At 28.0% G+C, this 19,480-nt stretch carries 21 protein-coding genes; 16 read left to right on the top strand and 5 right to left on the bottom strand.

Features of this window, described 5'->3' with window-relative positions; translation table 11 throughout:
- The first annotated feature begins 6 nt into the window (after nucleotides 1-6).
- Nucleotides 7-342, top strand: coding sequence for a bacillithiol system redox-active protein YtxJ (gene ytxJ / locus BLU40_RS07210; protein WP_090121672.1), 336 nt, complete (start codon nucleotides 7-9; stop codon nucleotides 340-342).
- 15 nt (nucleotides 343-357) lie between these two features.
- Here ytxJ and BLU40_RS07205 read toward each other — a convergent pair whose 3' ends face one another.
- Together BLU40_RS07205 and fahA are read right to left on the bottom strand one after the other, a co-directional pair.
- On the bottom strand, nucleotides 358-1,551 hold the full coding sequence (locus tag BLU40_RS07205; RefSeq protein WP_090121668.1) for a hypothetical protein: 1,194 nt from the start codon (nucleotides 1,549-1,551) through the stop codon (nucleotides 358-360).
- A 111-nt stretch (nucleotides 1,552-1,662) separates the two neighbouring features.
- Entirely contained in the window at nucleotides 1,663-2,946 is a 1,284-nt protein-coding gene (gene fahA / locus BLU40_RS07200) for a fumarylacetoacetase (RefSeq protein ID WP_090121664.1), read from the bottom strand.
- A 119-nt stretch (nucleotides 2,947-3,065) separates the two neighbouring features.
- Between fahA and glyA the strand changes: the two genes are divergently transcribed.
- The 5 genes from glyA (at nucleotide 3,066) to BLU40_RS07170 (ending at nucleotide 8,813) form a co-directional block, all read left to right on the top strand.
- Entirely contained in the window at nucleotides 3,066-4,340 is a 1,275-nt protein-coding gene (gene glyA / locus BLU40_RS07195; RefSeq protein WP_090121662.1) for a serine hydroxymethyltransferase, read from the top strand.
- Nucleotides 4,341-4,612: 272 nt separating this feature from the next.
- Nucleotides 4,613-5,317: a peroxiredoxin gene (locus tag BLU40_RS07190; RefSeq protein WP_090121660.1), complete on the top strand. Its 705-nt coding sequence runs from the start codon at nucleotides 4,613-4,615 to the stop codon at nucleotides 5,315-5,317.
- A gap of 417 nt (nucleotides 5,318-5,734) precedes the next feature.
- Nucleotides 5,735-7,504, top strand: coding sequence for a translational GTPase TypA (gene typA / locus BLU40_RS07180; RefSeq protein WP_090121656.1), 1,770 nt, complete (start codon nucleotides 5,735-5,737; stop codon nucleotides 7,502-7,504).
- A 165-nt stretch (nucleotides 7,505-7,669) separates the two neighbouring features.
- Nucleotides 7,670-8,323, top strand: coding sequence for a DUF2202 domain-containing protein (locus tag BLU40_RS07175; protein WP_090121653.1), 654 nt, complete (start codon nucleotides 7,670-7,672; stop codon nucleotides 8,321-8,323).
- Nucleotides 8,301-8,813: a c-type cytochrome gene (locus BLU40_RS07170; RefSeq protein WP_090121650.1), complete on the top strand. Its 513-nt coding sequence runs from the start codon at nucleotides 8,301-8,303 to the stop codon at nucleotides 8,811-8,813. Before BLU40_RS07175 ends, BLU40_RS07170 begins: the two co-directional genes overlap by 23 nt.
- On the opposite strand, the gene BLU40_RS07165 is transcribed toward BLU40_RS07170, so the two are convergent.
- Nucleotides 8,810-9,223, bottom strand: a complete 414-nt coding sequence (locus BLU40_RS07165) for a NifB/NifX family molybdenum-iron cluster-binding protein (RefSeq protein ID WP_090121646.1) — start codon at nucleotides 9,221-9,223, stop codon at nucleotides 8,810-8,812. The genes BLU40_RS07170 and BLU40_RS07165 overlap by 4 nt on opposite strands.
- Nucleotides 9,224-9,571: 348 nt before the next feature.
- Here BLU40_RS07165 and BLU40_RS07160 point away from each other — a divergent pair, with 348 nt between their 5' ends.
- From BLU40_RS07160 to BLU40_RS17555, 3 genes are all read left to right on the top strand, one after another.
- The gene (locus BLU40_RS07160; protein ID WP_245729910.1) at nucleotides 9,572-10,018 is read left to right on the top strand and encodes a MarR family winged helix-turn-helix transcriptional regulator; all 447 of its coding nucleotides are present in this window, start codon (nucleotides 9,572-9,574) and stop codon (nucleotides 10,016-10,018) included.
- A 513-nt stretch (nucleotides 10,019-10,531) separates the two neighbouring features.
- Nucleotides 10,532-11,050: a CAP domain-containing protein gene (locus BLU40_RS07155; protein ID WP_090121643.1), complete on the top strand. Its 519-nt coding sequence runs from the start codon at nucleotides 10,532-10,534 to the stop codon at nucleotides 11,048-11,050.
- A gap of 10 nt (nucleotides 11,051-11,060) precedes the next feature.
- Nucleotides 11,061-11,207, top strand: coding sequence for a hypothetical protein (locus BLU40_RS17555; RefSeq protein WP_175454756.1), 147 nt, complete (start codon nucleotides 11,061-11,063; stop codon nucleotides 11,205-11,207).
- A gap of 286 nt (nucleotides 11,208-11,493) precedes the next feature.
- Here the strand turns inward: BLU40_RS17555 and BLU40_RS07150 are convergent, their stop codons facing one another.
- Nucleotides 11,494-12,729: a glycosyltransferase gene (locus BLU40_RS07150; RefSeq protein ID WP_090121640.1), complete on the bottom strand. Its 1,236-nt coding sequence runs from the start codon at nucleotides 12,727-12,729 to the stop codon at nucleotides 11,494-11,496.
- Between the two features lie 59 nt (nucleotides 12,730-12,788).
- Nucleotides 12,789-13,220 (bottom strand): hypothetical protein, encoded by a 432-nt coding sequence (locus BLU40_RS07145; RefSeq protein WP_090121636.1) that lies wholly within the window; start codon nucleotides 13,218-13,220, stop codon nucleotides 12,789-12,791.
- Between the two features lie 153 nt (nucleotides 13,221-13,373).
- Here BLU40_RS07145 and BLU40_RS07140 point away from each other — a divergent pair, with 153 nt between their 5' ends.
- From BLU40_RS07140 to BLU40_RS07110, 7 genes are all read left to right on the top strand, one after another.
- Nucleotides 13,374-14,291 carry an EamA family transporter gene (locus tag BLU40_RS07140; RefSeq protein WP_090121634.1) on the top strand — a complete coding sequence of 306 codons (918 nt, stop codon included), beginning with the start codon at nucleotides 13,374-13,376 and terminating at the stop codon, nucleotides 14,289-14,291.
- A gap of 29 nt (nucleotides 14,292-14,320) precedes the next feature.
- Entirely contained in the window at nucleotides 14,321-15,652 is a 1,332-nt protein-coding gene (locus tag BLU40_RS07135) for a PrsW family intramembrane metalloprotease (protein ID WP_090121630.1), read from the top strand.
- An 85-nt stretch (nucleotides 15,653-15,737) separates the two neighbouring features.
- Nucleotides 15,738-16,304: an RNA polymerase sigma factor gene (locus tag BLU40_RS07130; RefSeq protein ID WP_090121627.1), complete on the top strand. Its 567-nt coding sequence runs from the start codon at nucleotides 15,738-15,740 to the stop codon at nucleotides 16,302-16,304.
- A 4-nt stretch (nucleotides 16,305-16,308) separates the two neighbouring features.
- Complete coding sequence (locus BLU40_RS07125; protein ID WP_090121624.1) at nucleotides 16,309-16,749, top strand: hypothetical protein; 441 nt, start codon at nucleotides 16,309-16,311, stop codon at nucleotides 16,747-16,749.
- 74 nt (nucleotides 16,750-16,823) lie between these two features.
- Entirely contained in the window at nucleotides 16,824-17,339 is a 516-nt protein-coding gene (locus tag BLU40_RS07120) for a hypothetical protein (protein WP_090121622.1), read from the top strand.
- A gap of 71 nt (nucleotides 17,340-17,410) precedes the next feature.
- Nucleotides 17,411-18,283 carry a hypothetical protein gene (locus tag BLU40_RS07115; RefSeq protein ID WP_090121620.1) on the top strand — a complete coding sequence of 291 codons (873 nt, stop codon included), beginning with the start codon at nucleotides 17,411-17,413 and terminating at the stop codon, nucleotides 18,281-18,283.
- Nucleotides 18,284-18,334: 51 nt separating this feature from the next.
- Nucleotides 18,335-19,456: a DEAD/DEAH box helicase gene (locus BLU40_RS07110; protein WP_090121617.1), complete on the top strand. Its 1,122-nt coding sequence runs from the start codon at nucleotides 18,335-18,337 to the stop codon at nucleotides 19,454-19,456.
- Nucleotides 19,457-19,480: the final 24 nt, after the last annotated feature.

The following is a 19,480-nucleotide window of genomic DNA, read 5'->3' as shown; positions in this document are numbered from 1 at the left end:
TATATAATGAATTGGTTAGAATTAACAACAATAGAACAATTAGATGAATTAATAAATGACTCGAACAACAAACCTATTTTAATTTTTAAACATAGCACACGTTGCGGTATAAGTAGATTTGCTTTAAGTGGTTTTGAACGTAGTTACAATATTAATAAAGAAAGTTTAAGTGTTTATTTTTTAGATTTATTAAAATATAGGGAGGTTTCTAATGCTATTGCTGAAAAATTAAAAGTACAGCATCAATCCCCTCAGGCAATTGTTATTTCAAAAGAGAAAGTTATTTATTCAGCATCACATAGTGATATTTCAGCAGAAGACATAAAAAAAGCAATCGGTTAAGATTGCTTTAGGTTTTTAGTTTCTTCTAAATTTATTGGAAGTTATTATATGTTTTACTTTTTCTTTTAAGTTTTCTCCGCTGTCATAAACCATTTGTTCGTTTGAAGGAAATGGTATAAATTTTCTAGAAGCTAAACTTTTTTGCTGACTACTTAAAGCTCTTTTATCGCCACGAATGGTTGCATATTTATTTTCGAAAATAAATTCGCTAGCCAATGGAAAAGATTGCATTAACTGATTTGTTTTTATATTGTAATACTTAACAACACCAACAACTTGAGTAGATTTTGTTTGTGTAACTTCTTTTAATTTACAGCGTACGCTTTTGTAAATATCTACTGTAATACTTTTACCTGTACTATCTTTTTTAACGTTTCCTTTAGCATCTTTTACATATTCCCAACCATCTTTAATTTCTTTTTCACTTTCAACTTGACGTTCAGAAATTCGCTCTGGAGAAATATTTATCTGGCTTAAGTAAATTTCTAGTTGGTAATCATAATTAATTTTTTGCTGTTTTCTATTGTGGTAAACAGTCCATAAATCATTTAATTTATAGGTGTTAAAATCTAATAAGTCTTTTTCTAATTGAATAGGTATTATTTTGTTTGATTTGTTAAGCATCGAAACAAAAACAAAATCAGTTCCTTTAAAATGAGCATCTTCAATCAATAAATTAGTATCCTTGTAATCTGGATTTAATTCGTTTAAATAATTTAAATCGTCAAAAGCAGCTCTAAAATCATATTTATGAACAGAATTAGCTAGTGTTTCTTTAGCTTTTACATATAAATACTCTGTTAGATTGTTTTTTGAAGAAATAATTTCATTTGAATAATTTACAAAATTAAATGAGGCATCTTTTCCTCTATTTAAAATTTTAAGAGGAAGTAGTGGTCTTATAACATTTTGTCTATTGCTTAATGTAGTGTAGATATTATAAATTTCTTCTAAACTAGCTTTGTTACCTTCTTTTTTTAAGAAGCTAATTCGTTCTAAATCTCTATCAACAACTTTTTTAAATCCTTCTTCAAGCATTAAAACATAAGGTTGATTTCCTTTTTTGAATTTATTACTTCTAAGATTTTTTACAGCAATATTTATGGCTTCATCATAATTTCCATAATTTAAAGCTTCTTGTGTTTTTTTTATACTACTGCAACTTATAGTTGCTATAATTAATAAAAATAAGGGTAATTTTAATCTCATAATTGAGGTATTTTGGGTTATGATATGAGGTATTTCAATTTCAATGCCAAAATTAACCAAATAAGCCTAAAAAATTTCTTTTTTAGGCTTATTTATCAATATTATATAAGATTATTTTAAATCAATGGCGGGTTTTATTTTACCTGTACATTTACCAAAGCCAATTCTAACTTTTTCGTTTTCACAAAAACCACGTAGAATTACATTATCTCCATCATTTAAAAAAGTTCTTTGTGTTTTATCATTTAGTGTAATAGGGTTTTCACCATTCCAGCTTAATTCTAATAAACTTCCGCTACTTTCTATATTAGCTCCTGAAATTGTACCACTACCAAATAAATCTCCAGCTCTAACGTTACAACCGTTTATAGTTTGGTGTGCAAGTTGCTGAGACATACTCCAATAAATATTTTTAAAGTTAGAAGCACTTATTAAATTTAAATCACCATTTTCAGTTTCTAAATAGGTATTTAGGGTAATATTAAAAGTGTTTTTAGTGTTTTCTTGTTGAAGGTATGGTAACAATGTTTCTTGCTTAGGACTTTCACATCTAAAAGGTTCTAAAGCATCTAAAGTAACTATCCAAGGCGAAACTGTAGAAGCAAAACTTTTACTAGAAAATGGCCCTAAAGGTTTAGATTCCCAACGTTGAACATCTCTCGAACTCCAATCGTTTAATAGTACTAAACCAAAAATATACTCTTCAGCTTCGTTTACAGGTATTGGTTCTCCAAAATGGTTTGCTGCTGTTGTAATAAATGCAGTTTCAACTTCCATATCTAATTTTTCCGAAGCTCCAAAAACAGGAGTAGTGGCATTTTCTGGTAAAATTTGCCCGTATGGCCTTTTAATAGGTGTACCCGAAACAACTACAGAGCTAGCTCTTTCGTTAAAACCTAAAGGCATATGATGCCAGTTACTTTCTAATGTTCCATTTTTTAAGTTAAACATTTTAGCAACATTTTGAGCGTGGTTTTTACTTGAAATAAAATCGGTGAAATCTCCTATATCTATAGGTAATAACATTTCAACTTCATTTACATCGAAAATTATTACCTCTTTATGTTTAGCGTTATCTTTTAGTTTAGAATTGTTAATTTCAAATACTTCAGAAATTTTATTTCTAACCAATCTCCAAGTTTTTCTACCGTCTGCAATAAAATCGTTTAACGAATCTTGCATAAACATATCATCAGTTAATGGTACATCATCAAAATAACCTAATTGATGAAAAGCTCCTAAATCTATAGCATACTCCCCAATTCGAGTACCAATTGTAATAATATCATCTTTAGTAATAAACACACCGAAAGGAATATTCTGTATAGGAAAATCGCTCTGTTTATCTACATCAAGCCAAGATTTTAGTTCGGGATTATTAGCTTTTATTTTCATTTTTGAATACTTATTAAATATTGTTAACTTCTTTTATACTCAAATATATAAGATTCTTATTAAATGAAGCATGAAATTACTATTTTTGCGTGAATTTTAACTTTTAAACGTAATACGTTATGCAACGCGATCAAGTAATTTTTGATTTAATTCAAGATGAAAAAGAAAGACAACTTAATGGACTAGAGTTAATTGCCTCTGAAAATTTTGTTAGTGAAGAAGTAATGGAAGCGCAAGGTTCTATTTTAACAAATAAATATGCAGAAGGATATCCTGGCAAAAGATATTATGGCGGTTGTGAAGTAGTTGATGTTATTGAACAAATTGCAATTGATAGAGCAAAAGAATTATTTGGAGCAGAATATGTAAATGTTCAACCACACTCTGGATCTCAAGCAAATACAGCTGTTTACGCTGCTTGTTTAAAGCCGGGTGATAAAATTTTAGGTTTTGATTTATCTCACGGAGGGCACTTAACACACGGTTCTCCAGTTAACTTCTCTGGAAAATTATACAACCCTGTTTTTTACGGAGTAGATGAAGCAACAGGAACAATAGATTACAATCATTTAGAAAAGCAAGCTAAAGAACATAAACCAAAATTAATTATTGCTGGTGCTTCTGCTTATTCTAGAGATATTGATTTTGCAAAATTTAGAGAAATTGCAGATGAAGTTGGAGCTATTTTAATGGCAGATATTTCTCATCCTGCTGGTTTAATTGCAAAAGGAATTTTAAACGATCCTTTACCACATTGCCACATTGTTACAACTACAACCCACAAAACATTGCGTGGGCCAAGAGGAGGAATGATTATGATTGGTAAAGATTTTGAAAATCCATTTGGATTAAAATTGAAAAGTGGAAAATTAAAGAAAATGTCAACTTTAATTAATTCATCTGTCTTCCCAGGAAATCAAGGTGGACCATTAGAGCACGTTATAGCAGGTAAGGCAGTTGCTTTTGGTGAAGCGTTAACTGATGAATTTTTACACTACCAAATTCAAGTTAAAAAGAATGCTTCTGCAATGGCTGATGCTTTTGTAGCTAAAGGGTATAAAATTATTTCTGGAGGAACAGACAATCACTGTATGTTAATTGATTTAAGAAATAAGAACTTAAGCGGTAAAGATGCTGAAAATGCTTTAGTAAAAGCAGAAATTACAGTAAATAAAAATATGGTGCCTTTCGATGATAAGTCTCCATTTATAACTTCTGGAATTAGAATTGGTACTGCTGCTGTAACTACAAGAGGTTTAGTTGAAGCTGATATGACTACAATTGTTGATTTAATTGATGACGTAATTATGAATTTTGAAGATGAAGCTAAATTAGAAGAAACTGCAGAAAAAGTTAATGCATTAATGTCTAATAGACCTTTATTTAAAATGTAATACTCATTTTAAAAATATATTTTTTAGAAAGCTTGCAATTTTTGCAGGCTTTTTTTGTATTTCAATTTAGTATTGATAAGAATCATTAAATATAGTGACTAAAGTCACATAAAAACAGTCTTTAATATTTGTTATATCCTTCTGTTATTGAGAACTTTATATGTGTTATTGAAAACCTTTATTTCAATATCATTTTTTTCAATTTAAAAAATAATTAACGAATTGAAACTACTACTACATTTGGATTATAATTAATAAAAAAAGATAAAATAATGGAAACACAAGAATTTACATCAATGCCAAGAATAGGGGATAAAGCACCTGAATTTAAAGCAGTAACAACTCAAGGAGAAATCAATTTCCCTGCAGATTATAAAGGAGAATGGGTTATATTATTTAGTCATCCAGCAGATTTTACACCTGTTTGTACTTCAGAATTTATGACGTTTGCTACTATGGAAGATAAGTTTGCAGAAGCTAATTGTAAGCTTGTTGGTTTGTCTATTGATGGTTTATATAGTCATATTGCTTGGTTACGTTCAATAAAAGAAAAAATTGAATATAAAGGAATGAAAGATGTTGAAGTAAAATTTCCTTTAATTGAAGATATTACTATGGAAGTTGCTAATAAATATGGAATGGTTCAACCAAATGAAGATTCTACAAAAGCAGTACGTGCAGTTTTCTTTATTGATCCAGAAGGAATTGTTAGAACTATGATTTACTATCCACTAAGTTTAGGACGTAATTTTGATGAATTATACCGAGTAATTATTGCTTTACAAGCTGCTGATGAGTTTGGCGTTGCAACACCTGCAGATTGGAGACCAGGAGATGATGTAATTGTTGGACCTGCTGGTTCTTGTGGAACTGCAGAAGAAAGAATGACAGATAGTGATATGGATTGTAAAGATTGGTATTTCTGTACTAAAAAATTAGATAAAGACACAGTTTTAGAAAAAATTCTAAAGAAATAGCCATTTAAAAGGCTTAAAAATAAAACAAAGAGATTACTACTTTCTTTGCTATTGCTAAAAAATCTAAATTAAGATGTTATTTAAATTAAAATGAAACATATTTTTAATTGTGATATTTTTATTTTTTTGAGAATAACAAAAAGGCCTGCTACTAAGTAGCAGGCTTTTTCAATTTCTATTCAGGTTTTTTTCCGCTGCTCAAAAACATGAAAAGAGCCACTACAAGCCCTATAAATACAAGAAACATAAATATAGCGCCAAAAATTCCCCAGTTCCAATTAAATAATGGTAATAAGTTTAAAATCATAATTATAGGTTTTAAAACAAATTTATGAATATTAAAAAAATCATTCTTCAACTTTTGTTACAATAAATCAAATAAAACAAGTACTTTTGCAGCGCTTTAAAAATCAGAACATGAAAAGTATAAGAAATATTGCCATTATTGCTCACGTAGATCACGGTAAAACAACGTTGGTTGATAAAATTATTGATCAAGCACAAATTTTAGACGATCGTAAAGTTCGTACAGATTTATTATTAGATAATAATGATTTGGAACGTGAACGTGGAATTACTATTCTTTCTAAAAACGTATCAGTAAATTATAAAGGTGTAAAAATTAATATAATTGATACTCCAGGTCACGCCGATTTTGGTGGAGAAGTAGAACGTGTATTAAAAATGGCTGATGGTGTATTACTTTTAGTTGATGCTTTTGAAGGCCCAATGCCTCAAACACGTTTTGTATTAGGTAAAGCAATAGAATTAGGTTTAACACCTATTGTTGTTGTTAATAAAGTAGATAAAGAAAACTGTACACCTGATTTAGTTCACGAAAAAGTTTTTGATTTAATGTTTGCTTTAGATGCTAATGAAGAGCAACTAGAATTTGCAACTGTTTATGGTTCTGCAAAAAATGGTTGGATGAACTATGATTGGAAAGATGAAACAGACAATATTATTCCATTATTAGATTCAATTATAAAATATATTCCTGAAGCACCTTATAAAGAAGGTACACCTCAAATGCAAATTACTTCATTAGATTTTTCTTCTTTTGTAGGTAGAATTGCTATTGGACGTGTATTTAGAGGAGATTTAGAAGAAGGTAAAGATTATATGCTTTGTAAAGCAGATGGTTCTACTAAAAAAGTTAGAATTAAAGAATTACATACTTTTGAAGGTTTAGGTAAAAATAAGGCTGACAAAGTAAGAAGTGGAGATATATGTGCAATTACAGGTATTGAAGGTTTTGATATTGGAGATACAATTGCAGATTTAGAAGAGCCAGAAGCATTGCCAAGATTAAAAGTAGATGAACCTACTATGAGTATGTTGTTTACTATTAATAATTCTCCTTTCTTTGGTAAAGAAGGTAAATTTGTAACTTCTCGTCATTTACGTGATCGTTTATATAAAGAAACTGAGAAAAACTTAGCTTTAAGAGTTGAAGATACTGATACTGAAGATAAATTTAATGTATTTGGTCGTGGAATTCTGCATTTATCGGTTTTAATCGAAACAATGCGTAGAGAAGGTTACGAACTTCAAGTAGGTAGACCACAGGTAATTATTAAAGAAATTGATGGTGTTAAATGTGAGCCTTATGAAACGTTGGTAATTAATGTACCTGAAGAATCTGCAAGTAAAGCTATTAATTTAGTTTCTTTAAGAAAAGGAGACTTATTAGTAATGGAACCTAAAGGAGACTTACAGCACTTAGAATTTGATATTCCTTCAAGAGGTTTAATTGGTTTACGTAATAAAATTTTAACAGCAACAGCTGGAGAAGCTATTATTAATCATAGATTAAGAGGTTTTGATGCTTATAAAGGAGAAATTGCAACTTCAAATAATGGAGCTATTGTTTCTGCCGAAACAGGTAAAGCAACTGCTTATTCAATTGATAAATTACAAGATAGAGGTAAGTTTTTTATAGATCCAAACCAAGAAATTTACAAAGGTCAAGTTGTAGGTGAAAACAATAAACAAGAAGCTATGGCTGTTAATTTAATTAAAGGAAAAAAATTAACAAACGTACGTAAATCTGGAACTGACGATAGTGTAAAGATTGCTCCGAAAATTGATTATTCTTTAGAAGAATGTATGGAGTATATTAAAGATGATGAATACTTAGAGGTTACACCTCAAAGTTTAAGAATGAGAAAAATAAATTTTAGATAGATTTATTCTGTAAATATTAAAAAAAAAACCACCTTTTTGGTGGTTTTTTTATGCTCATATGTTAGTTACATTTGTTACATATTTAAGACTTATAAAACGTAATTTTATTAAAACTATTTAAAGAAATAAAGGTCTAAAGGAAATAACACTTTAAATAAAACATTTATGAAATTATTAAAAATTAATATATCAGTTTTTTTATTGCTTACACTAGTTTTATCTTGTAATTCAAACTCTAATAGTGAAGATATATTGGATGTTGAAATAATTGAAACTACTGGGAATGAACTAAATTCAACACTTTCCGAAGAAGAAATAGGAGATTTATTGTTTTTAAGAGAAGAAGAAAAACTAGCTCGAGATGTTTATTTATATGCATATAGTGTTTATAATACTACTATATTTAAAAACATTGCAGCAAGTGAACAAACTCATATGGATGCTATTTTAGTTCTTCTAAATACATATAATATTGAAGATCCTATTTTAGCAGAGCAAGGTAAATTTAGTAACGAAATTCTTCAAAATTTATATATCTCTTTAATTGAAAAATGTAATATTTCTTTATTGGATGCTTTAATAGTAGGTAATACAATTGAAGATTTAGATATTAATGATATTGAACTGAATGAAAATAGAACAGAAAAAGAAGATCTTCTTTTAGTTTATGCTTCATTAAAATGTGGTTCTCGAAATCATTTAAGAAATTTTAACAACCAATTAATAAATAACGTAGGTACATATACACCTCAATATATTAATCAAGAAACTTTTAATAACATAATAATTTCAGAAAATGAAAAATGTGGTTCAAATTAAAACTATAATATTCTTCTTTTTAATAATAATAGGTGTAAGTTGTAATACTTCAAAAAAGGATAAAGCATACACTAACGTAGCTCAAGCCGAAGCTAGTAATAATGAAAAAGGCCTAGAATTAATTAAACAAAAATGTTATGCTTGTCATTCAGTAACTTCAAAATCTCACGACGAAATTATTGCTCCTCCTTTAGTTGCTGTCAAAAGAAGATATTTACGTCAATACAACTCTAAAGAAGAGTTTGTTAAGGCCGTTTCTAACTGGATTGTAAATCCAACAGAAGAAAAAGCAATTATGTATGGAGCAGTAAATCAATTTAAAGTTATGCCCAAATTACCCAATTCACTAGAAGATGCTGAGGCCATTGCTACATATATGTATAATAATAATTTAGAAAAACCTTCTTGGTTTCAAAATCATTTTAATAACGAACATTCTAACAAATCGGGGAGAGGACGAAATGGTAAGGGTAAAGGTAACAGGTTTTAATGATGGTGGTGTCCACCGCCACAACTACAATTACAACCAGCACTTTCAGCATGTTCTGCAGGTTTTTTAGCAGCTAAAGTTCCGTTTAGCAGTTTTTCTATTGCTAGATCTGGATCTTTTTCTTCAATAATATGAGCTGCAACACCAAATTTACCTAGTTTTTGAATGGCTCCAGAGCCAATTCCTCCAGTTAATAAAATATTTACACCTAATAATGGGTTTTTAACTTCCTCCACATTCTGATCGGCATGAAAAAATTCGTGCAATGTTTCTTCTTTTTTCAATTCTAAAAGATTTTTACTAACTAACTTGTTATCTTTTAGTTGATATATTAAGAAGTTTCTACATTTTCCGGCGTGATCAAATACTTCTTTTCTATTTTGTGCTGTAATAGCTACTATTAATTCCATTGTATACTTTTTATGCAAAATTAAGTCGAATTGTTAGCTTATTTAGCAACAAATGTTTCGTATTATTCCATTTTATATGCATTAATATTGCATTGCTTTAAGTGTATTTTTAATTATTTCAAAAAAAATAAAAAATTAATTTCTGGATGTTATATTTTATAAAAATAATGTAACTAATTGATTACCTGATTATAAAGTGTATGGGGGCTTTCTTCGATTAGTTTGCTTTTATTGCTTAAATTTTAAAATAATGTAATTAAAAGATCTAGTTATTAGGAAATTATAATATTTGTATATACATTTGTTGTATACACAATGGTAGTATAAACATTTGTTGTCCCCCCGAAGTTGAATAAAAAAGGTATATATGATAATATAAATTTACCTGACATAACAATTAATAATTTATTAATAACAGGTAACTGGATGAACGAAGTGTATTCAGTTCATTTAAAACAATACGCATTATCTATTCAACAATATCAAGTATTACGTTCTTTGAGAAATTTAAATGGTGAGCCTGCAAATTTGCAAACATTGCAAGAGTTAATGGTTAGTAAAAATTCTAATACCACACGTTTAGTAGAAAAATTAAGGTTAAAAGGATTAATTACTAGAATTCAAAATGAAGAGAATAGGAGAAAAGTTGAAATACGAATTACAAAAGCAGGTTTACAGTTATTAAGCGAAATTGATTCTTCTCAAGAAGAATTTGAGCAAAACGTTACAAGTAATTTGCGCCCTACCGAATTAATTGCTTTGAATCAATTACTTAAAAAAATTAGAAATAAATAATCGCCCTTAAAAATTAATAAAGTTGAAAGCCCAATACCCTAATTGTTCAACTAAAATTAATATTTGAGTAAATATGAATAAATAAATTAAAATAGGAGGTAGTCTCACTGTAGTCACAAGCACCTAAAGTAATCCGAAAATACTTTATTTTGTTAGATGGTTAGTAAGAACCTTGATTCTGCCTCTTTTTATTTTGATGTTTTAGTAAAATTGAAACCCCAATTAAGAACCAAAACCCCAAAACTGACATGATTTTTGAAAATCAAATTCTTAGAATACGTTCAAAACCTATATTTAATAACAATAGCTTATTTCAAATTTTAAAATCGATAAATTTTAAAAGTGTAAAACGTAGCTTGTTGTATGTTTTTATAAGTGCTAATTATTTAATTAGTATGTTTTAAACAATACAGCCGCTTTTCGTTTGCAATAATCCACCTTTCCCACAACGGTAGTTATTATAATAGTATTTGCGGCTGTTAATTTTAGAAACCCCTTAATTGCCCTAACCAAATGACTTTTTTTAAACCCTTTTTAATTGCTGCTACGGCAATGTTATTATTTACATCATGCTCAAATGAAAATAATACAGAAGAACTAATTTTAAATGAATCCTTAACCGCATTAAATAAAAGTGCAATAACCCCAATAGAATTTAACGAATTCGAAACTCAACTCATAAAAGTAATTAATGATCATAGGGAATCAATAGGTGTAAATCCTTTATTGGCAAGTTTAGAAGCTAATATTCAAGCAGAATCTCATACAAATTACATGATTGAAAAAGGAGAAATAAGTCATGATAACTTTAATAAAAGAGAACAAAACTTAATTGTTAACGCAAATGCAGAAAAAGTAGGAGAAAATGTTGCTTTTGGCTATGATTCACCTGAGGCTGTTTTAGAAGGTTGGCTAAATAGTAGCTCACATAAAAGGTTAATTGAAAGTTCTTCTTATTCTCATTTTGGATTATGTACAAATTCAGGAGTCACAGGTAAACAGTATTTTACACATATTTTTATTAAAATTTAAAAAAAGTATTATGATTTTAGAAATTACTAAACCTAAACAAAATAATAAGTTAAAAAATAAATCTAGCATATATATAAACACTTTAATTCCAGAATTTTGGTATATAAGTAATAAAGGTAATAGAACTCAGGCGTATAAGAAATGTGCTAACATTTAAAAAAACAGTTGCAATAATCCATTTAAAAGCGTCGTCCCCACAACGGTAGTATATTTTTTGGTATTACAACTGTAATTTATGTCATAAAAAACAGTCGCAAATGCTTGAAAAAATTGTCGTCCCCACGATCATATTTTTATTACACAAGTACTACGACTGTATTTTTTATACTGAAAAATCAGTAGAAATAATTTTGTTCTTGAACTTTTAGGTTTAGTAAATGTAAAAGATATGTTTTGTAATTCCAATTATTTAAACTGCTTTTTTCTGAGTTGTCACTAAAAATTTAATTATATTTATTTTTTTCTTCAATCCATTTACTTAAGTACATAGTGCTTTTTAAAGTGTTATGTTGTAGAATATTTCCAGTAAAATTATTTAATCTGTGAGTAACTAAATTATTTTCAATTTTATTTATTTTTGAAACTAATTTTTCAGCATACTTTTCTTTAGAAAAGCAATTGTTAATAATGTTTACGCCATTTATTTGAGATTTTGACCATACTTTTTTATTAGTGTATAAATCAATAGCTTTATTCGAAAACATGTTAAAACTATTAGAAATATAACCATTCCAAGGTAATTTTTTGTGCATTGCTTCAGCTCCAATTTTTGTAGTAACATTGGGCGTTCCATACAGCATACTGTCTATTAGTTTTCCTTTTAACCCAGCTCCAAAAACTATTGGAGCTAATAACACCCTAGATTTAGAAATAACTTCTTCAGCGCTATTTGCCCAACCTTTTATTAAAAAACCTTCCTTTTTATTATGCAATTGTTCAACTTTTTGGCTTGAGTATGCTCCGTAAATTAATAGGTTAGCTTCTGGAAGTTTTTCTTTAATATTTGGCCAAATTTCTTTTTTCAAGTTTAAAACAGCATTCCAATTGGGTTCGTGCATAAAATTCCCTATTGAAATAAAATCTTTTCGCTCTTCAAAACTAGGATAGTTATTAATTTTCTCTTCCTTTATTCTATTCAATAGAAAAGGTGTATAAATAAGTATAGATTTATTAATATTGAATTTTTTAGTAAGTAGTTTTATTTCATATTTAGAAATTATTAAGGTTAAATCACATCTATAAATACTCGCAATTTCTCTTATAGCTTGTTCACTTTTTAATAAATTATCTGTAACTTTTTGCTGTTTTTTATAAGCTATGTGCCTAGCTTTTCGTAAAAAATGTAAATCTTCAGTATCTAATACTTTTACTGCTTTGGGACAAGTATTTGTAACTCGCCAGCCAAATTGTTCTTCAGTTAAAAACCTATCAAATAGAACAATATCTGGATTTATTTTTTTGAGCAATATATCAAAACTCGAGTTATTTAACTCAATATCATAAGTTTCAATGCCTTTTTCTTTAAAGGCAATTGATTTTTGTTTATTCGAAGCTGCGCTAACAAATGTAATTTGATAGTTGTTTTGTAAAAAAACATCAATTAATTGCAACATTCTTGAACCAGCGGCTGTAGCAGTAGGTTCTGGCCAAACAAAACCGATTATAAGTATTTTTTTCATTTAATTCAAAAGTACACAACATTTAAGTACTTCAGAAAAAAGCTTACTGAAAATTTATTTTAAACTAGATATTTTTGTTTTGTAGATTTTATAGAAAAGAATACTAAATAAAGAGCTATAATTAATATTACAATTGGCATTGCCATTCTAGCGCCTTCTAAATCTATATATTTTTGAATAAATAAGTTGTATACAACTTGTGCTATTACACAAATTAAGGATATAAATAGTAGTGGTGTAGCCCATTTTTTACGTAATACAAGAGCTAAACAGCCTATAGTTCCAGAAAATACAGCAATTGCAAAAGCTGCAGTTACCCAAACAGGTAAATTGTTAAAATAAGCTTGATCTCCTTCTGGTAAAAGTGCTTTAGCTTCTGGAGTCATATAAGCTTGAGCTAAATATTGCATAACACCTAAAATGTTCCAAATAAGTGCTACTATTGAAATTATCCAAAATAAAATAGTTGGTTTGTTTCGTAATGTAGTCATAAAATAAGAGTTTGGTTAATAGTTTGTTTAAATTATAGAATAATTCAGTTAAAAACAAATTGTTAATTAACTGAGAGGTAATTTTATTTTTTAAAACGATATTCTATTGTTTCATTTTAAGAATTGCCGTAATATGCAAACTAATTGATTTTTATGAACACTAAACAAAACTCTACACTAATAATTCTTGCTTTTTTTGCTATTTATGTAATTTGGGGATCTACTTATTTGTTAAATAAAATAGCAGTTTTAGAGTTGCCGCCATTTATGATTGCTTCTATACGCTTTATTGTTGCTGGAATATTAATTTTTATTATTGCTAAGTTTCTTAAGCTAGATGTTTCTATTTCAAAAAAACAATTATTGAATACAACTTTTGCAGGCTTTTTATTTTTAACTTTTGGAAATGGTGTTGTAGTTTGGGCGTTAAAATATGTAGATAGTGGTTTTGCTGCTTTAGAAATTTCTGCACAGCCTTTAGTTGTTTTGTTGTTAATGCGAATAATTCAAGGAAAAAAAATACAGCCAATGTCCATTATTGGAGTTGTTTTGGGTATGATAGGTATTTATTTGTTAGTTAGTCAAAAAGAATTTATAAGTAAAGAAGGAAGCATAACCGGAATGGTAATGATATTTTTATGTATGTTAAGCTGGGGATATGGTAGTTTGTTTGTGGCAAAAGCAGATTTACCAAAAAACTTTTTTATAAATACGGGTTATCAAATGCTTACTGGAGGTGTAATGTTGTTTATAACAAGTATGTTGCTAGGTGAAGTTTGGATTTCTCCTATAAAATGGAGTGGACAAGTACAGTTTTCTATGATTGCATTAATAATTTTTGGAAGTATAGTTGCTTTTACTTCTTTTAATTTTTTATTAAGAGTAGTTTCGCCAGAGAAAGTGGCTACAGGAACCTACATAAATCCAATAATAGCAATGTTGTTAGGCTGGTATTTTTTAAATGAACAAATTACTACGCAATCTATAATTGCAGCTGTTATTTTACTTACTGGAGTATATTTTATAAATACAAAAAGAAAACTTTCGTTTTATTCAAGGTTTAGAAAGTAAGAACACTTATTTTTACTTAAAAATTGTATATGATTGTTGCTTATACCTTTATTGCCTTATTTATTGCTTGGATTTGGGTTGATTATTTTCGACTTATAGATATTTATGAAAAAGAACGTTTAGGCGATTTTATAATAACATTTTTATTAGGTTGTGCGTCTGTATTAGTTGTATTTGGCATTGATGATTATGTATTTGATAAAATTGGTTTTGATTTAAACGGAAACTTTTTAAACGATTTATTATACAGTATTTTTGGTGTTGGTGCGGTTGAAGAATTTGCAAAACTAATACCGTTTGTTATTGTTTATTTTGTTTTTAAAAATAGAATAAATGAACCGATAGATTATTTAGCATACATTTCCATTTCTGCCTTAGGTTTTTCAGCTGTTGAAAATGTGCTGTACTTTAATTATAATGGACCTGGATTAATTAATGGTAGATCTATTTTAGCAACGGTTTCTCATATGTTTGATAGTTCGTTAATAGCCTACGGTTTTATTAGATATAAATACCAAAACAAAAAAGGAGGTATGCTATCCTTATTTTTATTTTTTCTTCTAGCTGCAGTATCTCACGGGTTTTACGATTTTTGGATGTTGTACGAAAAAACAGCATCTTTTGGCTGGATTATTTCGGTAATTTATTTTTTTATAACCTTATCTTGGTTTGCAATAATATTAAATAACGCCTTAAATAACTCTACTTTTTTTACTTATAAAAGAGTTATTAATTCTAAAAAAGTAGTGAATAGAATGTTGTTGTATTATGGGTTAATATTTATTAGTCAGTTTGTTTTAATATGGTATACCGAAAATATAAATATTGCAGTTAGTAATATTTTTAATTCAATTTTGTTTGCAGGTATAATAATTATAATAACAGTTATAAGGTTAAGTAGGTTTAAGTTAATTGAGAATAGATGGGACAACTTAAAAATAGAATTACCTTTTTCTGTAACTATTTTTGGAGGTTTTGCTGTAGGAGGTTTTAGTCCAATGTCAATAAAAGTTAAAGGAAATTCGTTTGATGAAACGCATATTAATGCTTTTTACAATGAATATTTTATTATGAATCCTTTAAACTCGAGATCTAGTTTTCTTAAATATGATAGAATTTCATTTATAGAACATAAATTATATTTAAAACACGATGAACTTTTTTACAAAGCAAAAGTATATTCATCAGCAAATGAACTTGATTTTAAATATTATTTTTTGAAGCCAAAAACAAATGGCACAATACTAATAAATAACGAGTTTCCTATAGCAGCATTATTACATGTAGAAGATTACCATGACAATTTAGAGTATAAAGATTTTAACTTTTTAGAATGGATTGTTCTTAAGCCAAAAATTTAATTTGTAACTTGTTGTAATTATTTTTCATTCAAAAAAAACTTTTTTTGTTTCTGAAGGTCTAATAAGTATTCAATTAAAATTAATTTTGACAAGCGAAACCAATTTTATAAAAGAATTAATAAGCGATAAGCATAGAGAAAAGGCTTTTAATAAGCTTTTAGATATGTATCAAGAACGTTTGTATTGGCATATACGTAAGTTGGTAATAACGCACGAAAATGCCAATGATGTGTTGCAAAATACTTTTATAAGAGTTTTTAAAAGTTTGCCTAAGTTTCAACAAAAAAGCTCTTTGCATACTTGGATGTATCGTATAGCATATAACGAGTCTATTAGGTTTATTGAAAGTAATAAAAAGAAACAACACAACTCGTTAGATACATTAAATGAAGGTTATGTAAATACGCTTATAAGCGATGAACATTTTGATGGGGATGAAGCTCAATTAAAGCTTCAAAAAACATTATCTAAACTACCTGAAAAACAACGGTATATATTTCAAATGAAATATTATGACGATTTGAAATTTAGGGAAATGGTAGATATATTAGGTATGAAAGAAGGAACCATTAAAACGGCGTATTATAATGCCGTAAAGTATATAGAAAAAGATATTTTAAATATAGAATTATTAGAAATAAGTGAGGGTTAACATTATGAAAAAAACAGCAAAAACTGAGGGGAATGTTTTTTCTATTGTGAATAAAATTGAAGAAACACACAAAAAAGATTTAGGGCTAAAAGTACCAAGTGACTATTTTTCTAAATCTAAAGCAGATATATTAAGTAAACTTCCTTCCGAAGAAAAAAAGAAAGGCATTAAAAGAATGTATTTTATAGTACCAATTGCAGCGGCAATAACAATACTTTTTACGTTAACATTTTTAAAACCGAATTTATTACCATCATTTAATAATGAAATTGTTTTGGATACTATAGAAAAAATTAAAAACAATAATTTAGTTGAAGCGGATATGTTAACTTTAACCGATGATATATCCATTGCTTCATTATTTGTAGAAGACGATAAAATAGATGCTTTTGTGGATAAACATATAGTTGAAGACATAATTTATGATGAGTTAAATTCAAATTAAATTAAGGTTGAACAACTTTTTTATAATCTAAAGGTCTAAACTATAGAGCGCTTAAAACTAAAGATAAAAATAGAATGAAAAAAATAAAGCTAATAACCGTACTTTTTGTTGGTTTAATTGTTGGTATAGCAACAGTTAAAGCACAAAAAAAGGACAATATAGAGCCTGTTGCTATAGAAAATTTATCTACAGAGCAGCAAAAATTAATGCTTAAGCAAAAGCAATTAATTAAACAAAATAGAGAAACTTTTAAAGCTAGTTTAACTAGTAAGCAATTATCTATTTTAGAAAACACAACGTTATCTAAAAAAGAAAAACAAAATGCCTTAATGGTTTCCTTAAGTAAACAGCAACAGTTAATGTTAAAAACACAACGAGAGAATATAAAAGTAGTTAAAGATAAGTTGAGAAACTCTATAACAACAGAGCAGCGACAACAAATAAGAGCTAGGCTTAGAGTAGACAATAATTTTCAGAATAATAAAGAGCTTAGAGAAAGAATGAAAGAACGTAGAAAAGAAAGAATTAAAGATATAAAAAAAGGAAATGGAACTGGATCAGGTGGAGGCAAAGGTACAGGGAGTAACTAGTTAAAAAATTAAAATAATATAAATAAGTGGTTGAAGAAAATCTACCACTTATTTTGCGTTAAAAAATATTTATGAATTTTAAGTTTTTTATTTTTTTGTTGTTTTTTAGTAGTATATCATTACTTGCGCAAGAAAAGCAAAAACCAAGTAACGATTCTGAAGATATTTTAAATGATTTATTTAATGAGAATGAGGTCTTAGATGATTTAATTGAATCTCTTTCAAATTTTAATTTTCTATACGTATCAGTTAATTTTAATAGCGATACGTATTTTTCGGGAAGAGATATTGGTATTAATCAATATAATTTAACACCACAAATATCTTACATACATTCAAATGGTTTTTTTGCAAGTTTATCGGGTATTTACTACAGTCAATTTGCACCTAATTGGGATGTAACTAGGACATCCATAGGATATTCTAAAAACATTGAAAAAAAGAAATTAGTTAAAATTACTACAGCATATTCAAAATATTTTTATGCTCTTAAGGAAGACGATATTTATAGTAATACGCTTAGTTTAGGAGTTGGAGTAAAAAGCAAATGTAAAAAGTTTGGAACGGATATTACAGGTTCATATTTATTCGGAAAAGAGAATTCAATTCAGGTAAGTTCAAATTCTTTTATTTCATTAAACTTATTAGACAAAGATAAAACGAGCCTAGTTTTAAAGCCGCAATTAAACATTGTTGCAGGTAAGCAAACTATAGAGTTAGCTCAATTAACATTTCAAAATGGAGAATTTCAAAATATTTATTCTGAAATTAATGAGTTTAACTTAATAAACACTCAACTAAATTTACCATTACAATTTAATATAAACTCTTTCGATTTTGAATTAGGTTACACCATAAATTTTCCTACTAAAATTGGAACAGAAAGAAATTTAGAAAAAACAGATTTCTTTAATGTTTCAATGGCATACTTAATAGATTTATAAAATCTATTTTTTTGCGTTTTAAACCGTACATTTGCAACTTAAAATTAGAACATGTCAGCATTTTTAGATTTAGGTTTGCGTAAAGAGTACGTTAAATCATTAAACGAATTAGGAATAAAATCACCTACAGAAATTCAACAAGCAGCAATTCCAATACTTTTAAATTCAAAAGTAGATTTTATTGGTCTAGCACAAACAGGTACAGGAAAAACAGCAGCATTTGGATTGCCTATTTTAGATAAAATTGATACAAATTCAGGCAATGTTCAAGCTTTGATTTTGGCACCAACGCGTGAGTTGGTTCAACAAATAAAAAAACAGTTGTTTAAATTTACTAAATATGCAGAATCTAAAATTTTTGCTGAATGTGTTTTTGGAGGAGAAAAAATAGATCGTCAAATTAAAGCATTAAAGCGCACAACTCATATTATTGTGGCTACACCAGGTAGATTAATAGATTTAATTGAACGTGGTGATGTAGATTTAAAACACATAAATACAGTTGTGTTAGACGAAGCAGATGAAATGCTTAGTATGGGTTTTAAACAAGACTTAAATAGAATTTTAAAATATACTGGCGGAAAAAGAAACACTTGGTTATTTTCTGCTACTATGCCTGAAGAAATTAAGAAAATTATTAAAACTTACATGTCTAAAGATGCTGTAAGAATTGAGGTAAACAAAAACTCTTTAGTAAATGCTAATATTACGCATCAGTTTGTGAAAACTACCATTAGCGATAAAGTAAATTTGATTATTAAAATTTTAGAACGTAAGCAAAACGATAGAGGTATTATTTTTTGTAGAACAAAAGCTGGAACTCAAAATTTAGCAAAAATTTTAAAAGAAGAAGGCTTTTCTGTAGATGCTTTAGAAGGAGATATGCAACAAAAAGAACGTGACAAAGTAATGCGTGCTTTTAAAAATGAAAGTATTCAGGTATTAATTTCTACAGATGTTTCTGCAAGAGGAATTGATGTAAATAACTTAGGTTTTATTCTTCACCATCAATTACCAGAACAGTTAGAGTATTATACGCATAGAAGTGGTAGAACAGCAAGAGCTGGAAAAAAAGGAGATTCAATTGCTTTAATTTTACCAAACGAATTACAAAGAATACATGAAATTCAAAAAGAATTAGGTATTTCATTTAAAGAAATTGTAATTCAATAATTTATTAAGCGTTTATTCAAAAAA

Source organism: Lutibacter oricola (assembly GCF_900106565.1).
Classification (GTDB): domain Bacteria; phylum Bacteroidota; class Bacteroidia; order Flavobacteriales; family Flavobacteriaceae; genus Lutibacter; species Lutibacter oricola.
The sequence above is the reverse complement of the archived record's forward strand: the minus strand, read 5'-3'. Positions and strand labels throughout refer to the sequence as shown.